Here is a 15908-nt window from a genome sequence, read left to right as displayed (position 1 = left end):
GACAATAAAATAGACTATTTGCTCCCATCTAGCTCAGCTAAGCAAGAGACGAGCGCAGATCTTCCATTCTCCCTATTACATTTTACCTCATTTCCTTACCTGGCCATCACCTCTTACCACCCATTTATAACTGGTAAGCTCTTCCAACCCCATGGGGCCGCGGGCATGAAGCTTCTGTGTACTTATGCCAATTTCTGCACCTAAGCCAAACTGTGCGCCATCGGTAAATCCTGTTGATGCATTTGCATAAACCGCAGCAGCATCTACTTCATTTAGAAACCTCGTAATATGTTCAGCATTTTCTGTAATAATGGCTTCACTATGTTTTGAACTATAATCAGCAATATGATTCAAGGCTTCTTCAAAGCCATCAACCACTTTTACCGCAAGTTTTAACGATAAAAACTCTGTACCAAAATGTTCTTCAGTTGCGTGGTGTAATAATTCTTGCGGATAAGAGGCGGCCAAAGCTTCATAACTTCTTTCATCAGCAAATAGCTCCACATTCCCATCCGCCAAAGGCGAAAGCAATTGTCCTAAATCATTTAATCTATTTCGATTAATCAGCACACAATCAAGCGAGTTACAAACACTTACTCTTCGGGTTTTAGCATTAAAAATAATAGCTTTTCCCTTTTCCAAATCTCCAGACTCATCAAAATAGGTGTGCACTATGCCTGCTCCGGTTTCAATTACCGGTATTTTGCTGTTTTCCCTAACATAGTTAATCAGCGACTGGCTTCCGCGGGGAATTAGTACGTCAACATAACCCCTTGCAGCTAACAAAGCCTCAGTAGCCGATCTGTCAGGCGGCAATAAAGTTAAAACATCAGGACAGATTTGATGCTTTTGCAGCGCATCTTGAATCACCTTTGCAATGGCCTGATTGGAAAAAGCAGCGTCACTTCCACCTTTTAAAACCGCTACATTTCCTGTTTTAAAACATAAAGCAAATACATCAGCAGTAACATTTGGCCGGGCCTCATAAATTACGCCCACAACGCCTAATGGCACACGAACTTTTTGAATATGCAGTTTGTTTTCTAAGGTTTTATCCGAAAGAACCTCGCCAAGCGGGCTATTTAAACTCACCACATTTTTCACATCACCTGCAATATCTGCCATTCGTTGTGCTGTCAGCTTAAGTCTGTCGTATTTAGGATCTTCACGGGGCATTTTAGTTAAGTCCTTTTCGTTTTCCGTTAAAATCTCAGCCGTTCGTAAAACCAATGCATCTGCCAAATCAGCTAACACCTCATTTATTTTGTGTTTGCTTAGTGTAGCCATTGTACGGCTTGCCTTTTGTGCCTTTTCGAAGTATTGTTCGTAGTTCATTTTGTTAATTATTAACCGCAATGTGCGCTAAATTTTTACAAAGGAAATTAAGATAGGAAACGTGCTCTTTGCTGCATGCGTTGCATTTCCTTGTGGTGAAATTTTTATATCGCCGAATAAAAATAATCGTAATGCACCAGGGCCTTTTGTTTTTTCAGGCCTATCCGCTCTTTTGCCTTATCCGAGCCATACTCTGCTATACCCAAACCAATAAGCTGGTTACTTTCATCAACTATTTTAATAATATCTCCTTTTAAAAAATCCGTTTGTATTTCGATAATTCCCACCGGCAATAAACTTGTGGCCTTACCTGATGTTAAAACCGTTTTCGCACCATCATTAAGTTTTACAATTCCTGTTGCTGAAGTTTCTGAATGGGCAATCCACTTTTTCTTTCCCGATTTTATTTTTTCGGGCACAAAACGGGTATGTACAATTTCCTTATTCAGCAAAGAGGTAAGTACATTATCGGTAGTTCCATTAGCGATATGAACATTAATGCCCAGTTTAGCTACTTTTTGCGCCATGGTTGACTTTGTTATCATTCCACCGCGGCCAAATGACGACTTACCGGTTTGTATAAATGAAGCCAGATTAGAAACCGAACCTGTAATCTCTTCTATAACTGCCGAATCTTTCAGCTTAGGATCACCATTATAAATACCGTTAACATTAGAAAGAATAATCAATGCGTCTGCATTTAGCATTGAGGCAATCAATCCGGCCAGTTCATCATTATCGGTAAACATTAATTCGGTTACTGAAACCACATCATTTTCATTTACCACAGGGATAACATCGTTCTGTAGCAAAATCTGCATACAGTTTTTCATGTTCAGGTAATGCGCCCTGTCGCGAAAATCCTCTTTGGTTACCAAAACCTGGGCACACTTAATTTTATGCGGTTCAAAAAAATTAGCATAGGTATTAATCAGTTTAACCTGACCTATAGCCGCCAAAAGTTGCCGGGTAGTTACTGCATCTTGCTTTTCAGAAACTTTTATTAAACTTCTTCCGGATGCCACTGCACCCGAAGACACCAGAATTACTTCAATACCTTGTTTCTTTATTTCAGCAAGCTGATTAACCAGGTGCTGAATTCTTGATTCGTCGGGCAGTCCGTTTGCCTGAGTTATTACATTCGACCCAACTTTAATAACTATTTTTTTATACCCTAATTTCATTTTATGCCGAAAACATTTGTCGGAGCAATTTAGCATCTATTTTTTTCAATTGAAATGAATATTAATCTGACAACTGATTTTTACGAAAATGGCAAATTAATATGCTGATGTCGGCTTCAAGCAACCGTAATGAATAAAATCTACAAGAAAAAATCATTAAATTGCATTAAACCTTAACCAAACCACCATGATGAAACGTATCTTTCCCTCGCTGATTTTGCTGGGTACAATTTCAGCTTGTAACCATCCACAAAAAGAAGAAATGAAACCAATAAAATGGCCCGATGCCAAACCTCCTATTGCAGCAATTAATCCGCATAAAAGAATTATTCATGGCGATACTGTAATTGACAACTATTACTGGATGATTGACTATTTCAAAAAAGGGCCCGATAGCACAAAGGTGGTCGATTACCTAAAAGCGGAAAATAAATACCTTGATACCATGATGAAAGGAACTGAAAAGTTTCAGGCTGATTTGTTTAAGGAAATGAAGGGCCGTATTAAGGAAAAAGACGAGTCGGTTCCGGTTTTTAAGAATGGTTATTTCTACTACACTCGTACGGAGGACGGACAACAATATTATAAATACTGCCGCAAAAAAGGCAGTTTGACGGCTAAAGAAGAAATTTTACTAGATGTTGATGCGCTTGCAAAAGGGCACGCTTATTATAGTGCAACAGGTTTTAGCGTTAGCCCTGATAATAAACTGCTCGCTTTTGGTGTCGATCAAGTTTCACGAAGGCAGTATACCATACAGGTAAAAAACCTCGAAACAGGCGAAATTTATAAGGATGCCATTGCGAATACCGAAGGTGCGGTGGCTTGGGCCAACGATAATAAAACCTTTTTCTACACCTCGAAAAATCCTGTAACGCTTCTAAGTGAAAAGATTAAAAAGCATGTTCTGGGTACAGATGCCAAAGCTGATGTTGTGGTTTACGATGAAAAAGACAATTCGAATTACATCGGGGTGATGAAATCGAAAAACGGCAAACACATTTTTATTGGTTCGCAGGGGACGCTAACCTCTGAGTACAGGATGATTGATGCTGACCACCCTGAGGCTCCGTTTAAAGTTTTCTCGGCCAGGTCCAAAGATGTTTTGTATGATGTTTTACCTGTTGACAATAAATTTTATATCGTAACCAACTGGAATGCAAAAAATTTCCGCTTAATGGAATGTCCTCTGGATAAAACAGAAAAAGAAAACTGGAAAGAAGTAATTCCAAACCGAAAAGACGTATTGTTGGAATATGGTGAAGAGTTTAAAGACTACCTGGTTTTATCAGAGCGTAAAAACGGATTAACGGCACTTCGCGTGATGAAAAACGATGGAAGCGATTATTACATCAAGTTTGATGAACCAGTATATGCTGCGGGAATAGGTTCAAACCCTGAGTACAACGGTAAAACGCTTCGGTATTCATATACTTCGCTTACCACACCTAACTCTACCTACGATTACGATTTAGAGAAAAAGGATAAAAAGTTAATGAAACAGCAGGAAGTTGTTGGTGGATACAATCGCGATGACTATGCAACAGAACGTGTTTTTGCGACTGCAAAAGACGGCACAAAAATTCCAGTTGCCATTGTTTACAAAAAGGGTTTCGAGAAAAATGGAAAAGCACCATTATTACTTTACGCCTACGGCTCTTATGGCTCAAGCACCGATGCTACATTTTCTTCACCAAGGCTCAGTTTGCTTAACCGTGGATTTGTTTTCGCTATCGCAAACATTCGTGGAGGGCAAGAGATGGGCAGGCAATGGTATGAAGATGGTAAACTGATGAAAAAGAAAAACACATTTACCGATTTTATTGCCGCAGGCGAATATTTAGTTGAACAGAAATATACTTCTAAAGGTCACTTGTATGCCCATGGAGGTAGTGCAGGTGGTTTGTTAATGGGTGCTGTAGCAAATATGGCTCCCGATTTATGGAATGGTATAATTGCCGATGTTCCTTTTGTTGATGTAATAAATACCATGTTGGATGAGAGCATTCCATTAACAACAAATGAATTTGATGAGTGGGGCAATCCGAAGAAAAAAGATGCATACGATTATATGAAGAGTTATTCTCCATATGAAAACGTAGAGAAAAAGGCTTATCCGAATATGCTGGTAACTACAGGTTTACACGATAGCCAGGTACAATATTTCGAACCGGCAAAATGGGTTGCAAAACTTAGGGCAACGAAAACGGATAAAAATGTTTTATTGCTTAAAACCAACATGGATTTCGGACATGGTGGTGCATCAGGCCGCTTCGATTATCTGAAAGATGTATCATTGAGATGGGCATTTTTATTTGCCCTAGAGGGAATTGAAAAGTAGGATTATTAAGTTATTTCTTTTATAACGAATTGCATTGCAATCATCGAACTCAAGGGTCGATGATTGCAATGCTTTATTAAATAAAATGTTAATCGCCCCAAGAACAAGGATCGATCTATAATTTCAGCAAAATCCAGCCCGATAAAGGCTTTTCATTGTCGAGAAGAATGCTATAATAATAAACTCCCTCAGGCAGTAGCTTCCCTTTGTAGGTACCATCCCAGCTAACGGTTTTTACTGTTGACTGGTAAACGATTGCACCATATCGATTGAATACCTTTACATAAACTTTACTATATGAATCTAAGCCCGGAATATTCCATTGGTCATTTACACCATCACCATTGGGCGTTATCCCATTCGGAATGGAAAGCTTTTCATATACTTTTACGTTCATATCATCACTACTAATGCCACAGCCATTTAATGAGGTAATGGTTAGGGTGTAAGTCATATTTTTTGTAGCTGAACAAACCGGATTAAGTACTGTAGGGTCGTCCAGGAAATCAACTGGACTCCAGTTATAAGTTACTGCTTTTTCATTTGTTGTCGCATCCAAAGAAATTGAATTCCCCACTACCAGGCTTTTATCAGGGCCTGCATTGGCGACAGGAAGTTTATTTACAGTTACAGTAACCGTTCCGGTGGCGGGGCAGGCACTACTGGCATCATAAACACTCACGGTATAAGTGGTGGTTACTGATGGAGTAGCCACAGGATTGGCTACGTTAGCATCACTTAAACCTGTTGCCGGTGTCCAGGCATAGCGAACGCCACCGGAAGCAGTTAATGTTGTTGCACTCCCTTCACAAATAGTAACATTTTCACTTATTGCGCTTGCAGGCCGTGTTCCTATGGCTACATTAACATTTGCTGAAGTTTCACATCCATCAGTAGTTTTAACTTTAACTGTGTAGGTACCAGCGTTATTGTCTGTAACGCCAGTTAATGATGGGTTCTGCAGCGCAGATGTAAAATTATTTGGCCCTGTCCAGCTGTAGGTTGATGTAGCAGCACCCTGAGCAACAAGGTTTAGGGTTTCACCTACACATAACGGGCTATTGCTGCTTGGTGCTGGTGCGGGCAAGGGATTAATGTTCACGGTTAAAACAGAAGAGACAATCCGACATTGTGTATTGACAAAATTAGCAGATTCGCCAACAGCAAGTCGGTATAAATAAGTTCCTGAAGCAGCACCTGTTAAATCGACACTTGCTGTGGTATTGGTTGCCCCAGGGATATCTGTCCAGCCAGCACCATTAATATTGCGCTGCCATTGATAAGCCGGTGTAGTATAACCGCCTGCCGATGATACCGACGCCTGTAGGTTAACCACTCCTGTACTTCCTTCACAAAAAGTAAGGCTTGATGAAGCGCCCGAGTTTAATCCGGCCGTAATGCTCGGCCCATACGGACTAAAAGTAATATCATCCAATGCCAAATCGTTTGCGGGTGCACCGCCAGCACTGTTGTTCCGCATTCTTAAAACCACATCAGTTACCCCGGCTGGAGTAGAAAAATTAAAACTTTTCTTAACCCATGTTGGCCCTGACGGCGTTAAAGGAATTTGGCCTGTGGTATAACTCTGGATGATGGTTCCATCTGTTTTTTCAATCGTAAAGGTAATATTAGGCGGGCTGTTATCGCTCGATCGGAGCAAATTAACAACCCAGGCACCGAATTCGTAAGCTGTATTGGGACAAAGATTAGAAACCGTGGTTTTATAGAAATAATCAGTTGTTGATACACTTGCATTAACTACCATCATGTAGCCATAAGTTCCGGTAACACTACCTGTATGATCTTGAGTAGACCACCAGACATTTCCAGATGCAGCCGTACTTTTCATAACCGTGTAAGAGCCATCGTTGGGGAAGGCTTGTGCCACGTAGGTATAACTTGTGGTTCCTGCCGGCAAAGCACCGGCATAAGTTGCAGTTCCTGTCCCAAAATCGATGTTCACAATCGGATCACCAAGCGATTGTGCCCAAACATCAATCGAAAAAAATGTAGAAAATACAGAAAGGATAAAGAGCCGTTTTAAGGTGTACATAATCGGAATTGATTTATAAATATCTCTGAAAGATAGACGCCTACTATAAGTCAGACGACGAATGGAGAATATGTATCGATAAGTAAATCAGGCAATACCAATATTACACCAAAGCGAAAATCAGCTAAGAATAGTTATGTATCTTTGCCCTCCAATGGAATACAACGTTCATACTTTACCCAACGGCATTCGTTTGTTACATGTGCCAACGGCTTCGACCATATCTCATGCCTGTATCATCATCAATACCGGTTCCCGTGATGAGCCTGAACAAAAAGCAGGGCTGGCACATTTTATTGAACACCTTATTTTTAAGCGTACGGAAAAACGAAGTACCAACCAGATTTTAAACCGTCTGGAAAGTGTGGGTGCAGATTTGAATGCTTACACAACCAAAGAATATACCTGCGTTCATGCTTCCTTTCTTAATCCTTATTTAGAACGGACCTTAGATCTTTTCAATGACATTATTTTCCACTCCACTTTTCCTGAAGAGGAGATGGACAAGGAAAAAAGTGTTATTCTTGATGAAATTGCTTCCTATTTAGACCAACCGGAAGAGGCTATAAATGATGATTTCGAAGACATGCTTTTTGCTGGAAACGCCTTAGGTAACAATATCCTTGGCACAACTGAAAGTGTAAACAATTTTACCCGGGAAGACGTAATCAACTTCAGGAAAGCAAATTACCGGACAAACGAAATTGTAATTGCTGTTTTAGGGAACTATAGCTTTAACAGCATCATCAAAAAGGGATCGAAGTACTTTGCAGATGTTGAAGAAAATACTCCAAATTTAGCCAGAGTCAAACCAGCTATTTTAAAGTCGGTTACCACTGATATCTATAAGCCGATTATGCAGTCGCACTGTATTTTAGGTACGCAAACTTATTCCACACACCATAAAAATAAGGCTGGATTAATGTTGCTCAATAATTATTTCGGAGGAAACGGGATGAGTTCGACTTTAAATCTTCAAATCAGGGAAAAGTATGGTATTGCTTATACGATAGAGTCTAATTTTTCGCCCCTCAGCGATACTGGAATATTCTCCATCTATTTTGGAACCGATAAGGAAAAGCATCAAAAAGCATTGTCTTTGATTTTCAAAGAGATGAAAAAATTACGTGATAACCCGCTGAATGATTTACAGTTGCAAAAGGCAAAAAACAAATTTATCGGGCAAATTGCTTTAAGTGAGGAAAACAGAATTGGTTTGATTATCTCAATGGCGAAAAGCCTGATCGACCATGACAAAATTGATTCGCTGGAGCAGGTTTTTGAGAAAATCAACCGCGTAACCGCTCAGGAAGTTGCACAGATTGTTGATGAAGTTTTAGCGCCCGAACAGCTGAATATTTTTACTTTCAGTCCATTACTGGAATAATTGCTATTTTTGTATCGATTTCCATCATTGCGAGGGAAATAAAAAACATAACACATAATGAAATTACCTATAGTTGCATACGGAGACCCGGTTTTAAAAAAAGTTGGGACTGATATAGACAAAGATTATCATGAATTAAAAGAGCTTATTGCAAACATGTTCGACACCATGTATTACGCCAATGGTGTTGGGCTTGCTGCGCCACAAATTGGCTTGCCAATCCGCTTGTTTATTGTTGATACCGGAACCGATGAAGACGGAACACCAGGCTACAAAAAGGTTTTTATCAACGCACAAATTTTAGAAGAAACCGGCGAACCATGGAACTTTAATGAAGGTTGCCTGAGTATTCCTGATATCCGCGAAAATGTTTTACGCAAACCAAATGTTAAGGTAAAGTACTTTGATGAGAACTGGGTGGAACACACAGATGATGTTGATGGTATGCCGGCACGTGTTATTCAACATGAGTATGACCACATTGAAGGGAAGTTATTTACTGATCGGGTAAGTATACTACGCAAAACCATGCTTAAAAGTAAACTCGACGCAATATCAAAAGGAAATATCAAAACAGATTATAAAATGAAATTTCCGAATAAGAGTAAGAAAAGATAAGACTTGAGGGAAGAAATTAAAGGGAAAACGAAAACGTTCTCCCTTTTTTTATTCGTTTTCGCTTCGCTTTCTATCCCCGTCAAATATTTGCTGCATAAGCTTACCCCAGGCAAAAGGATTGAGCAAAGGATTGGTTTGAACCATATTTTTGTTAACCATCCTGTCGAAATTATATCGGTAATTCTGACTGCCAATTTCACCGCCATCTCTCGGTAATGTTTGGATTAAGCCATTAATCGATGATTTGGAAAGATTTCTTTTAGCAATTGCCAAATCATCATCGGCTAGTTTCATCGATAAGAATTCACGGGTAAATTCTTCTGTAGTAGCCCACGGAAAAACACGAACAGTTGGTAAGTTAATTACATCTGCCTTTAATTTAACCATTATGGTATACTTGCTATCGGGTGTACTTTCAGGAATAATCGTCGAAAATTTCTTGTAACCTATTGCCGTAAATAAAATGGTATCGCCCGGATTCACAATAAACGTAAAATAACCTCTATAATCTGCTGCAACTCTTTTACTGTTTGCAGAAAGATTTGTTATAGTAACATATGGAATAACATTGGTACTGTCAATATCTGTTATAATCCCGGAAAACTGTATAAGTTTATCCTTGTCCGCTTTTTGTTGAGCAAAAGTGGTTATGGAAAAAATAAGGCAAATAAGGACAATACAATATCTCATTAAGACAAAAGTAATTTTAATACTTAAAACCGCTTGTTAAATATTGTTAATCTTGTTCTGCCATATTAACGGCAACTACCGAGGTAATTTCAGGAACAGCTTTCATTATTGCTTGCTCAATGCCTGATTTCATGGTCATAAAACTCATAGGGCACGAACCGCAGTTACCTAAAAGCTTTAGTTTAACCACGCCATCTGATGTAATTTCTTCAACAGAAACATCACCTCCGTCAGCAATTAAATATGGTCTGATGGTTTCTAATGCCTGTTCTACTTGTTCTGTTAAATTCATTATGTGCTTTTTAAAATATAAAAATAGTAATTTTTTAGCAATTAGCTACCTGTGCGTTACTTATGGAAATTTGTTGTGCAATTTTACTCGCAATATCTCCAAATATAGTATCCAATACCGGATTTTGATTTAATGTTGCCGGTTTCCCACTGTCTCCGGCTTCGGCAATACTTTGAATAATTGGAATTTCACCTAAAAACGGCACATCAAATCTTTCAGCGAGCTTTTTGCCTCCGCCATTACCAAAGATGTAATACTTATTTTCAGGCAATTCTGCCGGTGTAAAGTAAGACATGTTTTCGACAACACCCAATACCGGAATGTTTATTCCCGGCATGCGGAACATTGCTAAGCCTTTGTGTGTATCTGCAAGCGCAACCTGCTGAGGTGTGGTAACAACCACCGCTCCGGAAATAGGAAAGCTTTGGGTAATAGTAATATGGATATCGCCAGTTCCAGGAGGAAGATCGACAATTAAATAATCCAGCTCGCCCCAGTTAGTATCGTTAAATAATTGTTTAACAGCGTTGGATGCCATTGGCCCACGCCAAGGCACAGGCTGATCAGGATCGGCAAAAAAACCTAGCGACAATAACTTTATACCGTATTTTTCTATCGGAATAATTTTGGTTTTACCGTCGGCGGTTTCAACAGCGCCCGGTTTTGCATCAACCAAATCAAACATGGTTGGTACCGATGGTCCATAAATATCGGCATCGATTAAACCAACTTTAGCTCCATCTTTAGCTAAAGTAACCGCCAGATTACTCGAAACTGTAGATTTTCCAACACCACCTTTTCCTGATGAAACCAAAATGATGTTTTTTATGTTATCAAGTGATGATGAATTGGTTGGCTGGGTTACCCTTGAAGTTACATTGATATTAATTTCAGCTTCAGCATATACAAAATGCTTAATTGCATTGGTACAGGCATTTTTTAACATGTCCTTCATAGGGCATGCCGGGGTAGTAAGTTCGAGTGTAAAGTTTATTTGTGTATCAACTATTTGTAAATCCTTAATCATGTTTAAGGTTACCAGGTCTTTTTTAAGATCCGGATCTTCTACATTTTTTAAAGCATCTAAAACTTGCTGGGGACTAATCTGCATCGTATTAATTTAAATTCAAAATTAACAAAACATAGCCATAAATACTTTTATTTAGGGTTTTAAACTGTAATTTTAACACGAAATAAACATTTAATTGTTACGTTTAAGCAATTAACCATTTTAACGACTGTATGCGCATACCTAAAATTAACATCCCTAAAAAATATTTAAAAATTGGTGCCTGGGTTTTAAGTGTTTTTTTAATTGTTTGCATTGCTCTGGGCGCTATTGCATACAGTAAAAGGGAAGCCTTACTCAAAAAAATGGTTGCCAAAGCAATCACGAAAGCCGATAAGGATTACAACCTAAATGTTAAAATTGGTTCTGCTGGCTTTACCGGCCTAAGCACTGTTAAAATGACTGCGATTTCTGTTGTTCCTAAAGACCGGGATACCCTTACCAATATTTCTGAGCTTAGTGTGGGTGTAAAATTATGGCCTTTACTATTTGGCAACGTAAAACTCGCCGAACTTAAACTTAACAACGGTTTTGTAAGTGTGGTACTTAAAGATTCAACAACAAATATCGATTTCATTTTAAAGAGAAAGAAAAAAGACAGCACGACCACTAAAAGCAAGGTGAACCTTGCTGATATTGCCAGCAACATCCTTAACGAGGTATTATATAAAATTCCTGATGACATGGATGTTAAAAACATGGTTTTTAAGTTTAACGATAATGATACGGCTAAATTAAATTTTGCAACTGTAGCAACAATTGATGGGGGAGACTTAAAATCGACTATTGATGTGAATAATGGAGAAGCTACCTGGCATGTAGATGGAGAAGTTGACCCTGGAAATAAGCAGTTAAGCATTAGTGCTTATGCTGACGGAAAAAAACTGGAATTACCCTACCTGAACAATAAGCTTCATGCAAAACTGAGCTTCGATACCTTACAAACTGAGCTTAAAAATGCTAAATTTAGTGGCGACGATTATAAAATATCGGGCTCATGGTCGGTTAAAAACATGTTGATTAACCAGCCACGTATTGCAAGCAATGATATAATTGTTCAAAGTGCCAAGCTCGACGCAGATGTTCTGGTAGGTCCAAATTATATCGCTTTGGATAGCAGCTCTACAGCTTATTTAAAAAATGCTTCTATTCATCCTTATGTGAAATACACTTTAGGAAAGAACAAGATATATGAGTTAAAGTTAAATGCCGAAGAGCAGGATGCACAGGCCATTTTTCAGGCTTTCCCTCAGGGCTTATTTGAATCGCTTGATGGCTTAAAAGTGCAGGGTAAAGTAAAGTACAACCTGAATTTTTATCTTGATACGGCGATTCCTGACAGTGTGAAGTTCAGTTCGACCTTAACTCCGGTTGATTTTAAAATATTACAATGGGGGAAAACCAACCTGCAAAAGATAAACAGTCCTTTTGTTTACACCCCTTACGAATACGGCAAGCCGATGCGCGATATTACTATCGGCCCGTCTAATCCTAATTTCACACCGCTTAACGCCATATCTAAAAACTTCATTAATGCCGTTTTAACGGCTGAAGATCCCTCTTTCTTTACCCATAATGGTTTTGTTGAAGAGTCTATCCGTAAATCAATAGCAGTAAACTTTAAGGAGAAAAAGTTCAAGCGTGGCGGTAGTACAATTAGTATGCAGCTGGTTAAAAATGTTTACCTCAGTCGCCAGAAAACCCTCGCCCGCAAAGCGGAGGAAATTTTAATTGTATGGCTCATCGAACACAACCATCTGGTAAGTAAGCAGCGTATGCTTGAGGTTTACTTTAACATTATGGAGTTGGGCCAGAATATTTATGGTATTGGTGAGGCATCAAGGTATTATTTCGGAAAACAACCTGCCGATTTAACAATAGGTGATGGGCTTTTCCTGGCCAGCATTGTACCAAAGCCAAAAGCATCGATGTACAAATTTATGGCGGATGGAAGTCTAAAACCTTACATGTTCAACTATTTCAGGTTTATGGGAAATATCATGGCACGAAGAGGTTTAACGCCAGCAGACACCTCCGGTTATGGTTTCTATAATGTTCGTTTAAGGGAAGGCTTACGCCAATACCTTGCGCCAGATACCGCAGTAGTAGATACCACGGCTTTTGACGGTGATGATGATATGGATGTTGCACCTGTGGTAATGCAGGATAAAAGCAAAAACCTTTTCGACAGGATTTTTGGTGGTGGCAAAAAAGACACCTCAAACCGTTCGGCTATTAAACCAGGCGATACCACCAAAACCAGAAAACAGTTAAGACAGGAGCGGAGGGAACAACGAAGAAGAGAAAAAGAGCTGGAGAAAATTCAATAACGGGGCTAAAATTAATAGCCACAACCATACAATTAAATAAATGCATAAAATAAAAGTAGAAGATAAAGAATTTGAAATCTTCTTAGAAAACGACACCATTAGCAAAAGAATCCGCTTACTAGGCATTCAGATTAACGTAGATTATGAAGGCAAATGCCCTTTATTTATTGGCATTCTTAATGGCAGTTTTTTATTTATGGCCGATTTAATTAAAGAAATTACCGTGCCCTGCGAAGTTGCCTTTATGCGTGTTGCATCATATGATGGAACTTCAAGTTCGGGAAAAGTAAAAGAATTAATTGGTTTACCTGATGATATTGAGGGTCGTGATATAATCATTGTTGAAGATATTGTTGATACCGGTTTAACATTAACCCATATTGTAAAAACGATAAAGGAGAAGAATCCAGCCTCATTGAAAGTAAGCTCCCTTTTGCTTAAGCCAACTGCCCTTAAGCACGAAATAGAAGAGCTTGATTACATTGGTTTTGAAATCCCTAACGAATTTGTGGTCGGCTACGGATTAGATTACAATGGCCTTGGTCGTAACCTGACTGATATTTACAGAGCAACCGAAGCATAATTTTTAGATTGTATTAATTTATTTTTCGCACCTTTGCTCAATAATTCCTAACACAATGACCATACACAAAGAAGGCTACACAACTATAGCTTTAAGCATATTATTTATTTTCATCATTAATGCATTTGTTGATTACAAATATTACGATGTAACCTGGCTACGCTGGTTTGTTTATATCTTTTCAGCAGCATTGTTTATTATTGTTTTACAATTTTTCCGTAATCCCAGCCGCAGTTTTTCATCTGGTGAAAACCTTGTAATTTGCCCTGCAGATGGTAAGGTTGTTGTTATTGAAGAAACAGAAGAAGGTGAATATTTTAAAGATAAAAGACTACAGGTATCAATTTTTATGTCGCCTGTTAACGTTCACATTAACCGTAATCCAATTTCGGGTGTTGTAAAATTCTTTAAATACCATCCGGGTAAATACCTTGCTGCATGGAACCCTAAATCATCTACCGAAAACGAACGTACAACAACTGTTGTGGAGCATAAAAATGGTACGCCTGTATTGTTCCGCCAGATTGCCGGCGCCTTGGCACGAAGAATTGTTTGGTATGTAAAAGAAGGCGATCAGGTTGTGCAAACCGAGCAGTTTGGATTTATTAAATTCGGTTCAAGGGTTGATGTTTTTCTTCCTGTGGGCACAAAAGTTAATGTTCAGCTTAATGACGTAGTTAAAGGTGGTATTACCACTTTAGCAACATTAAGTTAATCATACTAAAGAAGACTTACAAAGTTTATCAAGCAGTTCATTTTAAACTTTGTAAGTCTTCTCTCTTCATTCAATTCCCGTCTTAGTCGGTGCTATCATTCCCCACAGCCTTTTCTCCAGCCGAACCTGTAGACTTGTCACTGATTAATCGCTGCGTTGGGTAAGCAAAATCAGATTTATTCCGCATTACAATTTCCATAATCTTAAAGTTAATTTCCTGTTTTATGGCCAAGTAATCGTTATAAGCGGTAATGGAAACAAAATAAATCACTTCAATGTTTAAGGCAGAATCGCCAAAACCCTCAAAGTAAGCATTTCCGTCATTACTGGTATCTTCATGCTCACGAATATATGTCTTTATTTCATCAACAATATTTTTAATGGTTTCCGCATTGGTTTCGTAAGTTATTCCGAAGGAAAATTTTACCCGCCTGAAATTTCTTAAGCTCATATTTTCCAAAACACCATCAATCATTCCCTTATTAGGTATTGTTGCCATTGTTTTTTCTGAAGTACGGATCAAAGTACTTCTAAAGCCCACTTTTTCTACCGTTCCTTCAACACCATCAACTTTTACTAAATCGCCTACTGTAAAAGGCTTATCAAGGAAAATGGTAAATGAACCCAAAAGGTTTTCGAGGCTTTCTTTTGCGGCCAAAGCTATTGCTATACCACCAATCCCCAAACCAGTTATTAACGTTAAAACATTTACCTCAAATACAAAGCCCAGCAGGGTAAAAAAACCGATAAATACAATAATCGTTTTAAAGAGTTCTTTTAAAAAGGGTACAAGTTGGTCATCCGCTTTGCTTTCGGTAAGCGATGCACGATACATTAAAACATGCGAAATGAAGTCGATAATGCGGAGAAAAATCCAGAAGATAGAAAGAATGATCAGGAACAAAAATATCCTATCGATACACTCACCAATGGTTACAGGAATATGCTCCTTTGTTTTTCCAACTAATCGGCTAAAATGAAAAACGGTTACTTCCAGCGGATGTTTTAACTGATTTATAGATAGATAAAGCGTAGAAAACAAGATAAAAACCTCAATAGGTTTTAATAAGAGCGCAACAAACGTATCATCATGAGCTTGTTTCGAAAAGCTTTTAAACAATTTGAAGAGTAACTTACTCAACAGCCTTGAAACGATGGTTCTGAAAATTAATCCCACCAACAGAATCCCACCAAATAAACAATAAGCTTTTACCGAATTACCCCAGAAAACCTGCTCAAAAAAAGATGAATTTAACATAGTGGATTTAAAATTATCTCACAAAGATAGCGTAAACAAAAAAACCTCCACGA

Annotated in this window: 13 protein-coding genes; 6 read left to right on the top strand and 7 right to left on the bottom strand. The window is 38.5% G+C overall.

What is annotated here, in order from left to right; genetic code table 11:
* Positions 1-87: 87 nt before the first annotated feature.
* Positions 88-1335 (bottom strand): glutamate-5-semialdehyde dehydrogenase, encoded by a 1248-nt coding sequence (locus R2R71_RS06385; protein WP_316830422.1) that lies wholly within the window; start codon positions 1333-1335, stop codon positions 88-90.
* Between the two features lie 104 nt (positions 1336-1439).
* Positions 1440-2519, bottom strand: coding sequence for a glutamate 5-kinase (gene proB, locus R2R71_RS06380; RefSeq protein ID WP_316830421.1), 1080 nt, complete (start codon positions 2517-2519; stop codon positions 1440-1442).
* Positions 2520-2709: 190 nt separating this feature from the next.
* On the opposite strand from proB, the gene R2R71_RS06375 reads away from it, so the two are divergent.
* Positions 2710-4860 (top strand): S9 family peptidase, encoded by a 2151-nt coding sequence (locus R2R71_RS06375; RefSeq protein WP_410478214.1) that lies wholly within the window; start codon positions 2710-2712, stop codon positions 4858-4860.
* 115 nt (positions 4861-4975) lie between these two features.
* On the opposite strand, the gene R2R71_RS06370 is transcribed toward R2R71_RS06375, so the two are convergent.
* Positions 4976-6913: a gliding motility-associated C-terminal domain-containing protein gene (locus R2R71_RS06370; protein ID WP_316830419.1), complete on the bottom strand. Its 1938-nt coding sequence runs from the start codon at positions 6911-6913 to the stop codon at positions 4976-4978.
* A gap of 154 nt (positions 6914-7067) precedes the next feature.
* Here R2R71_RS06370 and R2R71_RS06365 point away from each other — a divergent pair, with 154 nt between their 5' ends.
* Together R2R71_RS06365 and def are read left to right on the top strand one after the other, a co-directional pair.
* Positions 7068-8300, top strand: a complete 1233-nt coding sequence (locus R2R71_RS06365) for a pitrilysin family protein (protein WP_316830418.1) — start codon at positions 7068-7070, stop codon at positions 8298-8300.
* A gap of 57 nt (positions 8301-8357) precedes the next feature.
* Positions 8358-8918: a peptide deformylase gene (gene def, locus R2R71_RS06360; protein ID WP_316830417.1), complete on the top strand. Its 561-nt coding sequence runs from the start codon at positions 8358-8360 to the stop codon at positions 8916-8918.
* 48 nt (positions 8919-8966) lie between these two features.
* Here def and R2R71_RS06355 read toward each other — a convergent pair whose 3' ends face one another.
* The 3 genes from R2R71_RS06355 to R2R71_RS06345 are packed head-to-tail and all read right to left on the bottom strand — an operon-like array spanning position 8967 to position 11011.
* Positions 8967-9608 carry a hypothetical protein gene (locus tag R2R71_RS06355; RefSeq protein WP_316830416.1) on the bottom strand — a complete coding sequence of 214 codons (642 nt, stop codon included), beginning with the start codon at positions 9606-9608 and terminating at the stop codon, positions 8967-8969.
* Between the two features lie 46 nt (positions 9609-9654).
* Positions 9655-9900, bottom strand: coding sequence for a NifU family protein (locus tag R2R71_RS06350; RefSeq protein WP_316830415.1), 246 nt, complete (start codon positions 9898-9900; stop codon positions 9655-9657).
* Between the two features lie 34 nt (positions 9901-9934).
* Positions 9935-11011 (bottom strand): Mrp/NBP35 family ATP-binding protein, encoded by a 1077-nt coding sequence (locus R2R71_RS06345; RefSeq protein ID WP_316830414.1) that lies wholly within the window; start codon positions 11009-11011, stop codon positions 9935-9937.
* 131 nt (positions 11012-11142) lie between these two features.
* Between R2R71_RS06345 and R2R71_RS06340 the strand changes: the two genes are divergently transcribed.
* Genes R2R71_RS06340 through R2R71_RS06330 form a run of 3 tightly spaced genes read left to right on the top strand, consistent with a single transcriptional unit; the run spans position 11143 to position 14597 of the window.
* Entirely contained in the window at positions 11143-13299 is a 2157-nt protein-coding gene (locus R2R71_RS06340) for a biosynthetic peptidoglycan transglycosylase (RefSeq protein WP_316830413.1), read from the top strand.
* A 40-nt stretch (positions 13300-13339) separates the two neighbouring features.
* Positions 13340-13882 (top strand): hypoxanthine phosphoribosyltransferase, encoded by a 543-nt coding sequence (hpt, locus tag R2R71_RS06335; RefSeq protein ID WP_316830412.1) that lies wholly within the window; start codon positions 13340-13342, stop codon positions 13880-13882.
* Between the two features lie 55 nt (positions 13883-13937).
* Positions 13938-14597, top strand: a complete 660-nt coding sequence (locus R2R71_RS06330) for a phosphatidylserine decarboxylase family protein (protein ID WP_316830411.1) — start codon at positions 13938-13940, stop codon at positions 14595-14597.
* Positions 14598-14679: 82 nt separating this feature from the next.
* On the opposite strand, the gene R2R71_RS06325 is transcribed toward R2R71_RS06330, so the two are convergent.
* Positions 14680-15855 carry a mechanosensitive ion channel family protein gene (locus R2R71_RS06325; RefSeq protein WP_316830410.1) on the bottom strand — a complete coding sequence of 392 codons (1176 nt, stop codon included), beginning with the start codon at positions 15853-15855 and terminating at the stop codon, positions 14680-14682.
* Positions 15856-15908: the final 53 nt, after the last annotated feature.

Source organism: Pedobacter aquatilis, assembly GCF_032678405.1.
Classification (GTDB): Bacteria; Bacteroidota; Bacteroidia; order Sphingobacteriales; family Sphingobacteriaceae; genus Pedobacter; species Pedobacter aquatilis_A.
This window is presented reverse-complemented; position numbering and strand designations above follow the sequence as displayed.